This window comes from Streptococcus sp. ST14 (genome assembly GCF_046098195.1).
Classification (GTDB): domain Bacteria; phylum Bacillota; class Bacilli; order Lactobacillales; family Streptococcaceae; genus Streptococcus.
Genome location: NZ_JBJUSF010000003.1, coordinates 110,016 through 126,115 on the forward strand (window position 1 = coordinate 110,016; position 16,100 = coordinate 126,115).

At 41.2% G+C, this 16,100-nt stretch carries 15 protein-coding genes and 1 other annotated feature; all 15 genes read left to right on the forward strand.

The window, feature by feature from the left end:
- Positions 1-30: 30 nt before the first annotated feature.
- Entirely contained in the window at positions 31-969 is a 939-nt protein-coding gene (gene prsA, locus ACIY19_RS01945; RefSeq protein WP_409002557.1) for a peptidylprolyl isomerase PrsA, read from the forward strand.
- A 160-nt stretch (positions 970-1,129) separates the two neighbouring features.
- Positions 1,130-2,353 (forward strand): cell division peptidoglycan polymerase FtsW, encoded by a 1,224-nt coding sequence (gene ftsW, locus ACIY19_RS01950; protein WP_409002558.1) that lies wholly within the window; start codon positions 1,130-1,132, stop codon positions 2,351-2,353.
- Positions 2,354-2,376: 23 nt separating this feature from the next.
- A complete protein-coding gene (ppc, locus tag ACIY19_RS01955; protein ID WP_409002559.1) occupies positions 2,377-5,073 on the forward strand; it encodes a phosphoenolpyruvate carboxylase in 2,697 nt (898 codons plus the stop codon).
- Positions 5,074-5,169: 96 nt separating this feature from the next.
- Positions 5,170-5,385 (forward strand) — a binding site (T-box leader).
- Between the two features lie 118 nt (positions 5,386-5,503).
- Positions 5,504-6,499, forward strand: coding sequence for a tryptophan ABC transporter substrate-binding protein (trpX, locus tag ACIY19_RS01960; protein ID WP_000792187.1), 996 nt, complete (start codon positions 5,504-5,506; stop codon positions 6,497-6,499).
- Positions 6,500-6,564: 65 nt separating this feature from the next.
- Positions 6,565-7,431 (forward strand): ABC transporter permease, encoded by an 867-nt coding sequence (locus ACIY19_RS01965; RefSeq protein ID WP_000637252.1) that lies wholly within the window; start codon positions 6,565-6,567, stop codon positions 7,429-7,431.
- Positions 7,428-8,186, forward strand: coding sequence for an ABC transporter ATP-binding protein (locus tag ACIY19_RS01970; protein WP_000125420.1), 759 nt, complete (start codon positions 7,428-7,430; stop codon positions 8,184-8,186). Before ACIY19_RS01965 ends, ACIY19_RS01970 begins: the two co-directional genes overlap by 4 nt.
- 196 nt (positions 8,187-8,382) lie before the next feature.
- Complete coding sequence (gene dnaG, locus ACIY19_RS01975; RefSeq protein ID WP_000227879.1) at positions 8,383-10,143, forward strand: DNA primase; 1,761 nt, start codon at positions 8,383-8,385, stop codon at positions 10,141-10,143.
- A gap of 2 nt (positions 10,144-10,145) precedes the next feature.
- Positions 10,146-11,255 (forward strand): RNA polymerase sigma factor RpoD, encoded by a 1,110-nt coding sequence (gene rpoD, locus ACIY19_RS01980; protein WP_000201892.1) that lies wholly within the window; start codon positions 10,146-10,148, stop codon positions 11,253-11,255.
- 14 nt (positions 11,256-11,269) lie between these two features.
- The gene (locus ACIY19_RS01985) at positions 11,270-11,599 is read left to right on the forward strand and encodes a metal-sulfur cluster assembly factor (RefSeq protein ID WP_000331930.1); all 330 of its coding nucleotides are present in this window, start codon (positions 11,270-11,272) and stop codon (positions 11,597-11,599) included.
- 102 nt (positions 11,600-11,701) lie between these two features.
- Entirely contained in the window at positions 11,702-12,754 is a 1,053-nt protein-coding gene (locus ACIY19_RS01990) for a glycosyltransferase family 4 protein (protein ID WP_409002560.1), read from the forward strand.
- Positions 12,755-12,762: 8 nt separating this feature from the next.
- Complete coding sequence (locus ACIY19_RS01995; RefSeq protein WP_409002561.1) at positions 12,763-14,079, forward strand: glycosyltransferase family 4 protein; 1,317 nt, start codon at positions 12,763-12,765, stop codon at positions 14,077-14,079.
- A 27-nt stretch (positions 14,080-14,106) separates the two neighbouring features.
- Positions 14,107-14,298, forward strand: a complete 192-nt coding sequence (locus tag ACIY19_RS02000) for a PspC domain-containing protein (RefSeq protein WP_162284807.1) — start codon at positions 14,107-14,109, stop codon at positions 14,296-14,298.
- Positions 14,299-14,328: 30 nt separating this feature from the next.
- Positions 14,329-14,463: a DUF4044 domain-containing protein gene (locus tag ACIY19_RS02005; protein ID WP_000863864.1), complete on the forward strand. Its 135-nt coding sequence runs from the start codon at positions 14,329-14,331 to the stop codon at positions 14,461-14,463.
- A gap of 71 nt (positions 14,464-14,534) precedes the next feature.
- Positions 14,535-15,845: a GTPase ObgE gene (gene obgE / locus ACIY19_RS02010; protein WP_409002562.1), complete on the forward strand. Its 1,311-nt coding sequence runs from the start codon at positions 14,535-14,537 to the stop codon at positions 15,843-15,845.
- 9 nt (positions 15,846-15,854) lie between these two features.
- Positions 15,855-16,019 (forward strand): hypothetical protein, encoded by a 165-nt coding sequence (locus ACIY19_RS02015; protein ID WP_000502578.1) that lies wholly within the window; start codon positions 15,855-15,857, stop codon positions 16,017-16,019.
- Positions 16,020-16,100 lie beyond the last annotated feature (81 nt).

Sequence of the window (16,100 nt, forward strand, 5' to 3'; positions counted from 1 at the left end):
AAGGTAACACTTACCGTAAAAGGAGTAAACATGAAGAAAAAACTTATGGCAGGAGCCATCACACTTTTATCAGTAGCAACACTTGCAGCTTGTTCAAACAGTTCTGAAGGAAAAGATTTGATCAGCATGAAGGGCGATGTGATTACAGAGCATCAATTCTTTGAAGAAGTAAAGAACAATCCAACTGCACAACAAGTCTTGCTCAATATGACCATCCAAAAAGTATTTGAACAACAATATGGGTCGGAGGTAACGGATAAAGATGTGGATGATGCCGTTGCTGAAGAACAAAAGAAATACGGCGATAGCTACAACAGCGTGCTTCAACGTGCAGGTATGACACCTGAGACTCGTAAAGCTCAAATCCGTACCAGCAAATTGGTTGAATTAGCGGTTAAGAAGGCTGCAGAGAGCGAGTTGACAGACGAAGCCTACCAAAAAGCTTTTGAGTCTTACACACCAGATGTAACAGCTCAAATCATCCGTTTGGATAATGAAGACAAGGCAAAAGAAGTACTTGAGAAAGCTAAAGCAGAAGGTGCGGATTTTGCTCAGTTGGCAAAAGACAACTCTAACGACGATAAAACAAAAGAAAATGGTGGAGAAATCACTTTTGACTCTGCTTCTACAGAACTTCCAGAACAAGTCAAGAAAGCAGCCTTTGCCTTGGATGTGAACGGGGTTTCTGATGTGATTACAGCTACTGGAACACAAGCCTACAGTAGTCAGTTCTACATCATCAAAGTAACGAAAAAAACAGAAAAATCTTCTAATATAGAGGATTACAAAGAAAAATTGAAGACCATCATCTTGACTCAAAAACAAAATGATTCAGCCTTTGTTCAAGGAGTAATTGGTAAAGAATTGCAAGCAGCAAACATCAAGGTTAAAGACCAATCATTCCAAAATATCTTCACCCAATACATCGGTGGTGGAGATTCAAGCTCAAGCAGTTCTTCAAAAGAATAAAACAGAAAAGAGCCAAGTGCTCTTTTTCTTATGAGAAAATCTTCTATCTTAAGGGTAAGAGTTTTTTTCTTTCGGAAAAAATGGTATAATAGCAATCAAAACTAGAAAATAAACGGAATTTGGGAATAATTTCTTTTGTTCTCATTAGATTGGTGATACTATGAAGATTAGTAAGAGGCACCTGTTAAACTATTCTATTCTAGTTCCTTACTTCCTTTTATCTATTTTGGGTTTGATTGTAGTCTATTCTACAACCAGTGCCATTCTTATCGAAGAAGGTAAAAGTGCCCTCCAATTGGTTCGAAGTCAGGGAATGTTTTGGATATTTAGTTTAATATTGATTGTCTTGATATATAAGCTGAAACTGAATTTTTTAAGAAAAGAACGACTTTTATTTATTGTTATGTTTGTTGAGCTGATTCTCTTAGCTCTGGCTCGCTTAATTGGTACGCCAGTCAATGGAGCCTATGGTTGGATTTCAGTAGGACCTTTGACCATTCAGCCAGCGGAGTATTTGAAGATTATCATCGTCTGGTACTTGGCCCAACGTTTTTCAAAACAACAGGATGAAATTGGTATTTACGATTTTCAAGTTTTAACTCAAAATCAATGGATTCCTCGAGCTTTTAATGATTGGCGTTTTGTTCTGCTGGTTCTGATTGGTAGCTTGGGAATTTTCCCAGACTTGGGAAATGCGACCATCTTGGTCTTGGTGGCGCTCATCATGTATACGGTTAGTGGGATCGCCTATCGTTGGTTCTCGACCATTTTGGCTCTCTTGGCAGGGAGCTCAATGTTAGTCTTGTCTGTTATTCGCTTTGTTGGGGTTGAAAAGTTCTCTCAAATTCCTGTATTTGGTTACGTTGCTAAACGTTTTAGTGCCTTCTTTAATCCCTTTAATGACTTGGCGGGTGCAGGGCACCAGCTCGCAAATTCCTACTATGCAATGGTAAATGGTGGCTGGTTCGGACTGGGACTGGGGAATTCTATCGAGAAGCGTGGTTATCTGCCAGAAGCCCATACGGATTTCGTCTTTTCGATTGTCATTGAGGAGTTTGGATTCGTAGGAGCCAGTATGATTTTGGCTCTACTCTTCTTCTTGATTTTGCGAATCATCTTGGTTGGTATTCGAGCAAAGGACCCCTTTAACTCTATGGTTGCTATTGGCGTCGGAGGGATGATCCTTGTTCAGGTCTTTGTCAATATCGGTGGGATTTCAGGGTTGATTCCTTCTACAGGGGTAACCTTCCCCTTCCTTTCACAAGGTGGGAACAGTTTATTGGTATTATCCGTAGCCATCGCGCTTGTACTGAACATTGACGCAAGTGAAAAACGTGCCAAACTTATCAGAGAATACGAAAATCAAACCGATGAAAGTCTGTAAGGATTGAATGGAAAGGAAAGTATATGTCTCTTCAAAAATTAGAAAACTATAGTAATAAAGCAGTCGTCCAAGAAGAAGTCTTGATTCTGACTGAGTTATTAGAAGATATCACAAAAAATATGCTAGCGCCAGAAACCTTTGAAAAGATTATCCAGTTGAAGGAATTATCAACTAGCGAGAATTATCAAGGGCTCAATGACCTAGTGACCAGTCTTTCAAATGAAGAAATGATTTACATTTCACGCTATTTCTCTATCCTTCCACTTTTGATTAATATCTCTGAGGATGTGGATTTGGCCTATGAAATCAATCACCAAAACAATGTGGACCAAGACTATCTAGGAAAACTATCTACAACGATTAAGATGGTAGCTGAAAAAGAAAATGCAGCCGAAATTTTAGAAAAGTTAAATGTCGTTCCCGTCTTAACCGCCCATCCAACGCAAGTACAGCGCAAGAGTATGCTGGATCTGACCAACCATATCCATACGCTTTTGCGCAAGTACCGTGATGTCAAACTTGGCTTGATTAATAAAGAAAAATGGCACACAGATCTCCGTCGTTACATTGAAATTATCATGCAAACGGACATGATTCGTGAGAAGAAATTGAAAGTAACCAACGAAATCACCAACGTGATGGAGTACTACCAAAGTTCTTTCCTGAATGCTGTTCCACGTTTGACGGCTGAGTATAAGAAACTAGCTAAAGAACAAGGTATTGATCTCCAACATCCAAAACCAATTACCATGGGGATGTGGATCGGAGGAGACCGTGATGGAAATCCTTTCGTAACAGCGGAAACCCTCAATAAATCAGCCTTGACTCAGTGCGAAGTCATCATGAACTACTATGATGAAAAGATTTATAATCTTTATCGTGAATTTTCACTTTCAACCAGTATCGTGAATGTCAGCGACAAGGTTCGTGAGATGGCTCTTAAGTCACAGGATAACTCGATTTATCGCGAAAAAGAACTCTATCGTCGTGCCCTCTTTGACATCCAAGCTAAGATGCAGGCAACCAAGACCTATCTTATCGAAGATAAGGATGTTCATCCAAGATATGCTACCGCAGATGAATTCTATCAAGACTTGTTGGCGATTCGCGATTCTCTCCTTGAAAACAAAGGGGAATACCTGATTTCTGGAGAATTTGTCGAGTTGATGCAAGCTGTCGAAATCTTTGGTTTCTATCTTGCTTCTATTGATATGCGCCAAGATTCTAGTGTTCATGAAGCTTGTGTGGCAGAATTGTTAGCATCCGCAGGAATCAACGACCACTATAGCGATCTGTCTGAAGACGAAAAATGTGCCCTCCTCTTAAAAGAGTTGGAAGAAGATCCTCGTATCCTCTCAGCGACTCATGCTGAAAAGTCAGAACTGCTTGAAAAAGAACTCTCTATCTTTAAAGCTGCGCGCAAGTTGAAGGATAAACTGGGTGAAAATGTTATTCGTCAAACCATCATTTCTCACGCAACCAGTGTATCTGATATGTTAGAGCTAGCCATTATGCTTAAGGAAGTCGGCTTGGTGGATGCCCAAAAAGCCCGCGTTCAGATTGTTCCCCTCTTTGAAACAATCGAAGACTTGGATCACTCAGAAGAGACTATGAGAAGATATTTCTCTCTACCTTTGGCTAAAAAATGGATTGCTTCAAAAGACAACTACCAAGAAATCATGCTTGGCTACTCTGATAGTAACAAAGACGGTGGTTACCTGTCATCATGTTGGACTCTCTATAAAGCGCAACAACAACTGACGGCTATTGGGGATGAATTTGGCGTTAAGGTTACTTTCTTCCATGGTCGTGGTGGTACTGTGGGTCGTGGTGGTGGACCAACTTATGAAGCCATCACATCTCAACCGCTCAAGTCTATTAAGGACCGTATCCGTCTGACTGAGCAAGGAGAAGTCATTGGAAATAAATACGGAAACAAAGACGCTGCTTATTATAACCTTGAAATGTTGGTTTCTGCAGCCATTAACCGTATGATTACAAAGAAGAAGAGTGATACCAATACGTCAAATCGTTACGAAGCTATCATGGATCAAGTAGTAGACCGTAGTTATGATATCTACCGTGATTTGGTTTTTGGAAATGAACATTTCTATGACTATTTCTTTGAATCAAGTCCAATCAAGGCTATTTCAAGCTTCAATATCGGTTCGCGTCCAGCAGCTCGTAAGACCATCACTGAAATTGGCGGTTTGCGTGCTATCCCTTGGGTCTTCTCATGGTCACAAAGCCGTGTCATGTTCCCTGGATGGTACGGAGTGGGATCAAGCTTTAAAGAATTTATAGATCAAGATCCGAAGAATATCGAGTTTCTTCGTGACATGTACCAAAACTGGCCTTTCTTTCAATCTTTGCTTTCCAATGTAGACATGGTCTTGTCTAAGTCTAACATGAACATTGCTTTTGAATATGCCAAGCTCTGTGAAGACGAAGAAGTACAAGCTATCTACTACACTATTTTAGATGAATGGCAGTTGACTAAGGACGTTATTTTAGCTATCGAAGGTTATGACGAACTCTTGGCAGAAAACTCTTACCTAAAAGACAGTCTAAACTATCGTATGCCTTACTTTAATATCCTGAACTACATCCAGTTGGAGTTGATCAAACGCCAACGTCGCGGAGAATTGTCGGCAGATGAAGAAAAACTGATCCATACAACTATTAACGGAATTGCAACTGGTTTACGTAATTCTGGCTGATATTCTACAAACTTCCTCTTTTTTCAAGGGGAAGTTTTTGAATTGTTTAAAAAATTCTAAAAATAAGCTTGACAAGTAGTTGAAAAATGATATAATTTAAACATTCAGAAAGTAATCTTGCTCATTTTTTAGAGAGTCTGTGTTTGGTGAAAGCAGATAGATGAAATTGATGAAATTGGGCTGAATGTACTTAAGAATTTGAAATCATAAAAATTCGGTGAGCACACCTTACAGTGCAACTCGTTATTGCGAGAAAGAGCGATAGGGATATTCCCTATAATTGAGGTGGCACCGCGCATCGACGTCCTCACACAAGTTTTTTGTGTGAGGACTTTTTCTATGGGGAGGAAAGATATTGGAATTTAAACGATGGCATCGCTTGATGATGTGATTTAAAAAGTTAAGGTAAAAGAATTAAGGAGAAAGAAAAATGAAAAATAAACGTTTGATTGGAATTGTGGCTGGATTAGCAGTATTGGTGGTGGCTAGCTTGATTTATTCATCTATGAACAAGCCATCAGCTAAGGAAGAGCAAAAGGTCGCTAAGGTTGGTGTCCTTCAATTTGTTAGTCACCCATCCTTGGACTTGATTTACCAAGGAATTCAAGATGGACTAGCTGAAGAAGGCTATAAGGACGACCAAGTAAAAATCGACTTTATGAACTCTGAAGGCGATCAGAGCAAGGTTGCAACCATGAGTAAACAATTGGTAGCAAATGGAAACGATGTAGTTGTTGGGATTGCAACACCAGCAGCTCAAGGACTTGCAAGTGCTACTAAAGATCTACCAGTTATCATGGCTGCTATTACAGACCCAATCGGTGCTAACTTGGTCAAAGATTTGAAAAAACCAGGTGGCAACATTACAGGGGTGTCAGACCACAACCCAGCTGAACAGCAAGTGGAATTGATTAAAACTTTGACACCAAATGTCAAAACAATCGGTGCTCTTTACTCAAGTAGCGAAGATAACTCAAAAACACAGGTAGAAGAATTCAAGGCTTATGCTGAAAAAGCAGGTTTGACAGTCGAAACATTTGCCGTTCCATCAACCAATGAAATTGCTTCAACAGTTAATGTCATGACAAGTAAGGTTGATGCGATTTGGGTTCCAATTGACAACACCATCGCATCAGCATTCTCAACAGTTGTTTCAAGCAACCAAACAGCTAAAAAGCCAATCTACCCAAGTGCTACTGCCATGGTAGAAGCAGGTGGATTAGCATCTGTAGTAGTTGACCAACACGATCTTGGAGTGGCTACTGGTAAGATGATTGCCAAAGTTTTGAAAGGTGAAAAACCAGCTGATACGCCAGTTAATGTATTTTCAACTGGTAAGTCAGTGATTAACAAAAAACTAGCGCAGGAACTTGGTATCACCATTCCTGAGTCCGTTCTAAAAGAAGCAGGACAAGTGATTGAATAAATATAAAGGAGGAGCTGGGCACATCTCCTCCCATTTTTACTAAAGAAAGAAATGAGTGAAAGATTATGATAGTATCCATTATTTCTCAGGGGATGGTCTGGGCGATTTTAGGTTTGGGAATCTTTATGACTTTTCGAATTTTGAATTTTCCAGATATGACTACTGAAGGTTCTTTTCCTCTTGGGGGAGCAGTAGCTGTAACCTTGATAACACAGGGAGTCAACCCATTTTTAGCAACCCTAGCCGCAGTAGGAGCGGGCTGTCTAGCTGGAATGGCGACCGGTCTCTTATATACCAAAGGAAAAATCCCAACCCTCTTATCAGGGATTCTGGTCATGACTTCTTGCCATTCCATCATGCTCATGATTATGGGACGTGCCAATCTGGGGCTTCTTGGAACCAAGCAAATTCAGGATGTCTTGCCTTTTGATTCAGATCTTAACCAACTCCTGACTGGATTTATCTTTGTAGCTCTTGTTATTGGCCTTATGCTCTTTTTCCTTGATACCAAACTAGGTCAGGCCTACATCGCTACAGGTGACAATCCCGATATGGCTCGTAGCTTTGGTATCAATACAGGACGAATGGAACTTATGGGCTTGGTTCTCTCAAATGGGATTATCGCGCTTGCAGGAGCCTTAATTGCTCAACAAGAAGGATATGCGGATGTTTCTCGAGGAATCGGCGTGATTGTCGTAGGGCTTGCTAGCTTGATTATTGGTGAGGTTTTGTTCAAGAGTTTGACCTTGGCAGAGCGACTCATGACCATCGTTGTAGGGTCTATTGCTTATCAGTTCCTCGTCTGGGGAGTGATTGCTCTTGGGTTTAATACAAGTTATCTTCGTTTGTACAGCGCCTTGATTTTGGCAGTTTGCCTTATGATTCCAACCTTCAAAAGCAAATACCTGAAAGGAGTCAAGTTTAGCAAATGACAGCAATTGTAGAATTAAAAAATGCTACCAAAGTCATTACGAATGGCTTTGACGAGGAAAAAATCATTCTGAATGATGTTTCTCTTGAGATTTTTGAACATGACTTCATTACCATCCTAGGTGGAAATGGAGCAGGGAAGTCAACGCTTTTTAACACTATTGCAGGTACCCTACCTTTAACAAGTGGAAGTATCCGTATTATGGGCGAGGACGTGACGCATTTTTCACCTGAAAAGCGGGCTAAGTACTTGTCTCGTGTCTTTCAGGATCCTAAGATGGGTACGGCTCCCCGTATGACGGTGGCGGAAAATCTTTTGATTGCCAAGTTTCGTGGTGAGAAGAGAGGGCTCCTGCCTAGAAGACTATCAAGTCATCGTGAAGAGTTTCAGGCTACCATTGAAAAGGTTGGAAATGGTCTTGAAAAACATCTGGACACTCCGATTGAATTTCTATCAGGTGGTCAACGTCAGGCCTTGAGCCTCTTGATGGCAACCTTGAAACGACCAGAGTTGCTTTTGTTGGATGAACACACAGCAGCCCTTGACCCCAAGACCAGTGTTGCATTGATGGAGTTAACAGATGAGTTTGTCAACAAGGATCATCTAACAGCCTTGATGATTACCCACCATATGGAGGATGCGTTGAAGTATGGAAATCGTCTGATTGTCATGAAAGATGGTCGTATCATCCAAGATTTGAACAAAGAAGAAAAAGCAAAAATGAAGATTTCAGACTACTATCAATTATTTGAGTAAAGTAGAGAATTTCTCGTCAAAAAATAGAGAAGAAAAACTTAGAAACACGGAAGTGATTCTGAGTTTTTTATCTTCCCATTCTATCAAGAAAAATAAGGTAAAGAGAATTACGGAAAGTGTATGAAATGGTTTACTTTTTTTCAGAAATAAGCTATACTAGATAACGTGAAACTATGATAAGATGGAGGTATTGTGTATGGTTGACAAGCAAGTCATTGAAGAAATCAAAAACAATGCCAACATTGTGGAAGTCATAGGTGACGTGATTTCTTTACAAAAGGCTGGACGGAACTATTTAGGGCTCTGTCCTTTTCATGGTGAAAAGACCCCCTCTTTCAACGTTGTTGAAGACAAGCAATTTTACCATTGTTTCGGTTGTGGGCGTTCAGGAGATGTTTTTAAGTTCATCGAAGAATACCAAGGTGTATCCTTTATGGAAGCCGTTCAGCTCTTAGGTGAGCGTGTCGGTATTCAACTAGCTATGCCTATCCAGTCTCGTCCTCAACAGCTTTCTCCTCATCAAGCTCTATATGATATGCATGAAGAAGCAGCACGCTTTTACCATGCAATCCTCATGACGACTAAGATGGGAGAAGAAGCAAGGGCTTATCTCTACAAACGTGGATTGACGGATGATGTCCTGAAGCACTTCCAAATTGGACTAGCTCCAGCCGAGAGAAACTATCTTTACCAACGTTTATCTGGCAAGTTTGAGGAAAAGAATTTATTGGATTCGGGCTTGTTTTATTTGTCAGATGACAATCAGTTCTTTGATACCTTTTTCGGACGTATTGTCTTTCCTTTGACCAATGACAAGGGGCAGGTCATTGCCTTTTCAGGTCGTATTTGGCAAGAAATGGATAGTCAGACTGCCAAATATAAAAATAGTCGCTCGACTGCAATTTTTAACAAGAGTTACGAATTGTATCATTTGGACAAGGCAAAAAAGGGAACAGGTAAGATTACAGAGCTCTATCTGATGGAAGGTTTCATGGATGTGATCGCGGCCTACCGTGCTGGTATAGAAAATGCTGTGGCTTCCATGGGGACAGCGCTGAGCAAGGAGCATGTTGACCACCTCAAACGCTTCACCAAAAAGATAGTTCTCAGCTATGATGGTGACAAGGCAGGACAGGCAGCGACAGCCAAAGCTCTGGAAGAATTAAAAGATTTCTCAGTGGAAGTTGTCCGAGTACCTGATGCCATGGACCCAGATGAGTATTTGCAAAAGAATTCTGCTGAAGACCTGGCTTACCTTTTAACCAAGACTCGGATTAGTCCTATAGAGTTCTATATTCACCAGCTCAAGCCAGAAAATAGTGATAACTTGCAGGCGCAAATCGAATTCATTGAAAAGATTGCGCCCCTAATCGCCAAAGAAAAGTCTATCACTGCCCAGAATTCTTATATCCACATTCTGGCGGATAATCTACCTTCTTTTGATTACCAGCAGGTGGAACAGATTGTAAATGAAAGTCGCATTGTTCAGAGGCAGGAAAGAGTCAAAGAGGAGCAACCTCCAGCAGCGATTAGTATACCTGTAACGCGACAATTGACAGCAGTCATGAGAGCAGAGGCTCATCTCCTCTATAGGATGGCTGAGAACCCAGTTGTGTTAAACGACTACCGATTAAGAGAAGATTTTTTCTTTGATACCCCAGAATTTCAAATTCTTTACGAATTATTAAGTGAGCAGGGAGAAATCGGCTCAGAGGAGCTTTCTCATCAGACGCCTGAGGTTGAAAATGCTTGGTACCACGTGCTTAGCTTGGATTTGCCAGCTGAGATGTCGCCTCAAGAGCTAATGGAAGTCGAAGCGACTCGAAACCGTGCTCTCCTCAGCAAGGACAACTTACGAATTAAAAAGAAAGTGCAGGAAGCTAGTCATGTAGGAGATACAGACACAGCCTTGGAAGAATTGCAACGATTGATTTCCCAAAAGAGAAGAATGGAGTAATAATGGCAACAAAACAAAAAGAAGTAACCACATTTGATGTGCAAGTAGCAGACTTTATCCGAAACCACAAAAAAACAGGAACAGCAACAGATGACGAAATCAATTCAAGTCTGGTTATTCCTTTTACCCTCGATGCAGACGGCATTGAAGACCTTTTGCAACGGATTCAGGATGCTGGAATTTCTATCACAGATAACGAAGGAAATCCAAGTGCGCGTGTTCTTAGTGCAGAAGAAGAACCAGAACTCAGTGATGAGGACTTGATTGGCTCAACCTCTGCCAAGGTTAATGACCCAGTCCGTATGTATTTGAAGGAAATCGGGGTTGTTCCTCTCTTGACCAACGAAGAGGAAAAAGAATTGGCCCTAGCAGTTGAGGCTGGTGATATCGAAGCCAAACAACGCCTTGCAGAAGCCAACCTTCGTTTGGTGGTTTCTATCGCTAAGCGCTACGTAGGGCGTGGCATGCAGTTTCTTGACTTGATCCAAGAAGGAAACATGGGCTTGATGAAGGCTGTTGACAAGTTTGACTATTCAAAAGGATTTAAGTTTTCTACGTATGCAACTTGGTGGATTCGTCAGGCAATCACTCGTGCCATCGCTGACCAAGCTCGCACCATTCGTATCCCTGTTCACATGGTTGAAACTATCAATAAATTGGTTCGTGAACAGCGTAACCTCCTTCAAGAATTGGGTCAAGATCCAACTCCTGAACAAATCGCTGAACGTATGGATATGACACCTGACAAGGTCCGTGAAATTTTGAAAATCGCTCAAGAACCAGTATCACTTGAAACACCGATTGGAGAAGAGGACGATAGCCATCTTGGGGACTTTATCGAAGACGAAGTGATTGAAAATCCAGTAGACTACACAACTCGCATCGTGTTGCGCGAGCAGTTGGATGAGGTTTTGGATACTCTCACAGACCGTGAAGAAAACGTTCTGCGCCTTCGTTTCGGGCTAGATGATGGGAAAATGCGTACTCTTGAAGATGTTGGGAAAGTCTTTAACGTGACTCGTGAACGTATCCGTCAGATTGAGGCCAAGGCTTTGAGAAAATTGCGTCAACCAAGTCGCAGCAAACCGCTTCGTGATTTTATTGAAGACTAAGAGTGAGGAATAACATGGCTTATACAGAAGAGCAAATTGAAACGATCAAAACACGCATTTTAAATGCCTTGGAAGAAGTCATCGACCCTGAGTTGGGGATTGATATTGTCAACCTAGGTTTGATTTATGAAATTCGTTTTGATGGTGAAACTGGTCACACTGAAATTGATATGACCTTGACAACTATGGGCTGCCCATTGGCAGATCTCTTGACGGACCAGATTCACGATGCGATGACAGATGTGCCTGAGGTAACCAATACCGAAGTTAAATTGGTCTGGTATCCAGCTTGGACAGTTGAAAAAATGAGTCGCTATGCACGTATCGCCCTAGGAATTAAATAAACAGCAGAAAAATATGAGAGACGATTGGAAAATAGGGTAAATTCCTCCTTTTTCCTCTGGTCTCTCTTTCTTTTGCTGATTTTCTGGAAATAAAATGGTATAATGAAAGGTATGGAAAACGAAAAATTGCGTATTAATATGCTAAGTTCAAGTGAAAAAGTGGCTGGTCAAGGAGTATCAGGAGCCTACCGTGAGTTGGTACGTCTTCTACATCGTGATGCCCAAGACCAGTTAATTGTTACGGAGAATCTTCCTGTCGAAGCGGATGTAACTCACTTTCATACCATTGATTTCCCCTATTATTTATCCACTTTCCAAAAGAAACGCTCTGGGAGAAAAATTGGCTATGTGCATTTTTTGCCTGATACGCTTGAGGGGAGTTTGAAGATTCCATTTTTCCTAAAAGGAATTGTCAAACGCTATGTTTTTTCCTTTTACAACCGAATGGAACACTTGGTGGTGGTCAATCCCATGTTTATCGAGGATTTAGTGGCTGCTGGTATTCCGCGTGAAAAAGTAACTTATATTCCAAATTTTGTAAACAAAGAAAAATGGCATCCATTACCAACTGAACAGGTTGCACAACTCCGGAAGGAAATGGATCTTGCGGAAGATCAGTTTGTCGTAATCGGTGCGGGTCAGGTTCAGAAACGTAAAGGAATTGATGATTTTATCCGTCTTGCTGAGGAATTGCCAGAAATTACCTTTATCTGGGCAGGTGGTTTTTCATTTGGTGGGATGACAGATGGTTATGAACGCTACAAGAAGATAATGGACAATCCACCTGAAAATCTTATTTTCCCTGGGATTGTGTCACCGGAACGGATGCGGGAACTTTACGCTATGGCGGATCTATTCTTGCTACCAAGTTACAATGAATTATTCCCTATGACTATCTTAGAGGCTGCTAGTTGTGAAGCACCGATTATGCTAAGGGATTTAGATTTATACAAGGTCATTCTCGAAGGGAATTATCGTGCTACCAGTGATGTTTCAGAGATGAGAGAAGCTATTCTCGAATACAAAGATCGTCCTGAAAAGTTGAAAGACTTGAAAGAAAAAGCTAGAGAGATTTCTAAAGAGTATTCCGAGGAGCATTTACTGGAAATCTGGTTGAAGTTCTATCAGGAGCAGGCGGCTTTGGGCAAAAAGTGAGGTAATTTATGCGAATTGGTTTATTTACTGACACCTATTTCCCTCAGGTTTCTGGGGTTGCGACTAGTATTCGAACCTTGAAGACAGAGCTTGAGAAGCAAGGACATGCAGTTTTTATCTTTACAACAACAGATAAAGATGTGAATCGCTATGAGGATTGGCAAATTATCCGAATACCGAGTGTTCCCTTCTTTGCATTTAAGGATCGACGTTTTGCTTATCGTGGCTTTACAAAGGCTCTTGAAATTGCTAAACAGTATCAGCTAGATATCATTCATACTCAAACAGAGTTTTCACTAGGTTTGTTAGGGATTTGGATTGCGAGAGAGTTAAAAATCCCAGTTATTCATACCTACCATACCCAGTATGAAGACTATGTGCATTACATTGCTAAGGGCATGCTAATTCGTCCGAGTATGGTAAAATATTTGGTGCGAGGCTTCCTTCATGATGTAGATGGCGTGATTTGCCCTAGTGAGATTGTTCGTGACCTTTTATCTAAATACAAAGTTAAGGTTGAAAAGCGTGTCATCCCAACTGGAATTGAGCTGGCTAAGTTTGAACGGCCTGAGATCAAAGAGGAAAACTTACAAGATCTTCGTTCGAAGTTAGGTATTCAGGAAGGCGAGAAAATGTTGCTGAGTCTTTCGCGTATTTCTTATGAGAAGAATATCCAAGCAGTCTTAGCTGCCTTTGCGCAGGTTTTGAAAGAAGAAGACAAGGTAAAGTTGGTTGTTGCTGGAGACGGACCTTATCTGGACAGTCTGAAAGAACAAGCAGGGAAATTAAACATACAAAAACATGTGAAATTTACAGGTATGATTGCTCCAAGTGAGACAGCCTTGTACTATAAAGCAGCTGATTTCTTTATTTCAGCCTCTACGAGTGAAACTCAGGGCTTAACCTATCTAGAAAGTCTAGCCAGTGGAACGCCTGTTATCGCTCATGGCAATCCCTATCTTGAAAATCTGATCAATGATAAAATGTTTGGCACTCTCTACTATGGAGAACGAGAGCTTGCAGGAGCTATCCTTGAAGCTTTGATTGCCACTCCAGATATGGATGAGCAAAAGTTGGCTGACAAGTTGTATGAGATTTCGGCTGAGAATTTTGGGAAACGAGTTCACGAGTTTTACCTTGATGCCATTATTTCTAATAATTTTGAACAAGAATTGCTCGATGGAGAACCTATGAGTCAACGTTTTCTAAAAACTATTTTATATCTCCCTCAACAAGCAGTCAGCGTCCCGGTAAAAGAATCTAAACGCATTCTGAAGGCATCTAAAAAACAGTTGTCCAGTATGCGAGACTACTGGAAAGATTAACAAAAAGTAAAAAAGGAGAAATAAAAGATGGCGAAAAAATTTATGAGAAGCGGTAAAGATCAAAAAATTGGAGGCGTTTGCGCAGGTGTTGCCCACTATTTTGATATTGATCCGACGATTGTCCGTGTGATTTGGGGAGTTCTAGCCTTTTGTTATGGAGCGGGGGTTCTTGCTTACTTGATTTTGTGGGCAATTGCACCTGTTTCTACAGAATATTAAATTAAAATTATAGAGTGAAAAGGAGAAACTATGGCTTTTGGAGATAATGGTAACCGTAAAAAAACAATGTTTGAAAAGGTGACACTTGTTGTCGTGCTCATCATGTTGTTTGTGACCCTTGCTGGTATCTTTGCAACAGCGCTTGGAGCTTTTAGCAGATTCTAAGCAAGCTACGAGGATAGAAACAATAACTAATGACTGGGTTCTCCCCAGCCTTTTTAAAGTGAGAAGAAAATATGAGTATGTTTTTAGATACAGCCAAGATTAAGGTTAAGGCTGGTAATGGTGGCGATGGCATGGTTGCCTTTCGCCGTGAAAAATATGTCCCTAATGGCGGTCCTTGGGGTGGTGATGGTGGACGTGGAGGTAACGTTGTTTTCGTGGTAGACGAAGGCTTGCGTACCTTGATGGATTTCCGTTATAACCGTCATTTCAAGGCTGATTCCGGTGAAAAAGGGATGACCAAAGGAATGCACGGACGTGGTGCAGAAGATCTTCGTGTTCGCGTACCACAGGGGACTACTGTACGTGATGCGGAAACAGGTAAAGTCATTACAGACTTGATTGAACATGGTCAAGAGTTTATCGTGGCTCATGGTGGTCGAGGTGGTCGTGGAAATATCCGTTTTGCCACTCCAAAAAATCCTGCACCTGAAATCTCTGAGAATGGAGAACCAGGACAAGAACGCGAGTTGCAACTGGAATTGAAAATCTTAGCGGATGTTGGCTTGGTCGGTTTCCCATCTGTTGGAAAGTCAACTTTGCTTAGTGTCATCACTTCAGCTAAGCCCAAAATCGGTGCTTACCACTTTACGACGATTGTCCCTAATCTAGGTATGGTTCGTACGCAGTCAGGTGAATCTTTTGCAGTAGCAGATCTTCCAGGTTTGATTGAAGGGGCTAGTCAAGGTGTTGGTCTTGGAACCCAGTTTCTCCGTCATATTGAACGTACACGAGTTATCCTCCATGTCATCGATATGTCAGCTAGCGAAGGACGTGATCCTTATGAGGATTACCTTTCTATTAATAAGGAATTAGAATCCTATAACCTTCGTCTCATGGAACGTCCACAGATTATCGTAGCCAACAAGATGGATATGCCTGAAAGTCAGGAAAATCTTAAAACTTTCAAGGAAAAGTTGGCAGCAAACTACGACGAGTTTGAGGAACTTCCAGCCATCTTCCCAATTTCTGGATTGACCAAGCAAGGCTTGGCGACTCTTTTAGACGCGACAGCTGAATTGTTAGACAAGACTCCAGAATTCCCGATTTATGATGAATCCGATATGGAAGAAGAGGCTTACTATGGCTTTGACGAGGAAGAAAAAGCCTTTGAGATTAGTCGTGATGATGATGCGACATGGGTACTTTCTGGTGAAAAACTCATGAAACTCTTTAACATGACCAACTTTGACCGTGACGAATCGGTCATGAAGTTTGCCCGTCAGCTTCGTGGTATGGGAGTTGACGAAGCCCTTCGTGCGCGTGGCGCCAAAGATGGCGATTTGGTCCGCATTGGTAAATTTGAATTTGAATTTGTAGACTAGGAGATTGATATGGGAGATAAACCGATATCATTCCGAGATGCAGATGGCAATTTTGTTTCTGCAGCAGATGTATGGAATGAAAAGAAACTAGAAGAATTATTTAATCGTCTCAATCCTAAACGCGCTCTTCGATTGGCACGTACAAAGAAAGAAGAAACACAGTCAAAGAAATAAAAAAGGCTCTTTGTCAACTGTAGTGGGTTGATGAAAAGCTAAGCTCGAGAAAGGACAAATTTCGTCCTTTCTTTTTTGATA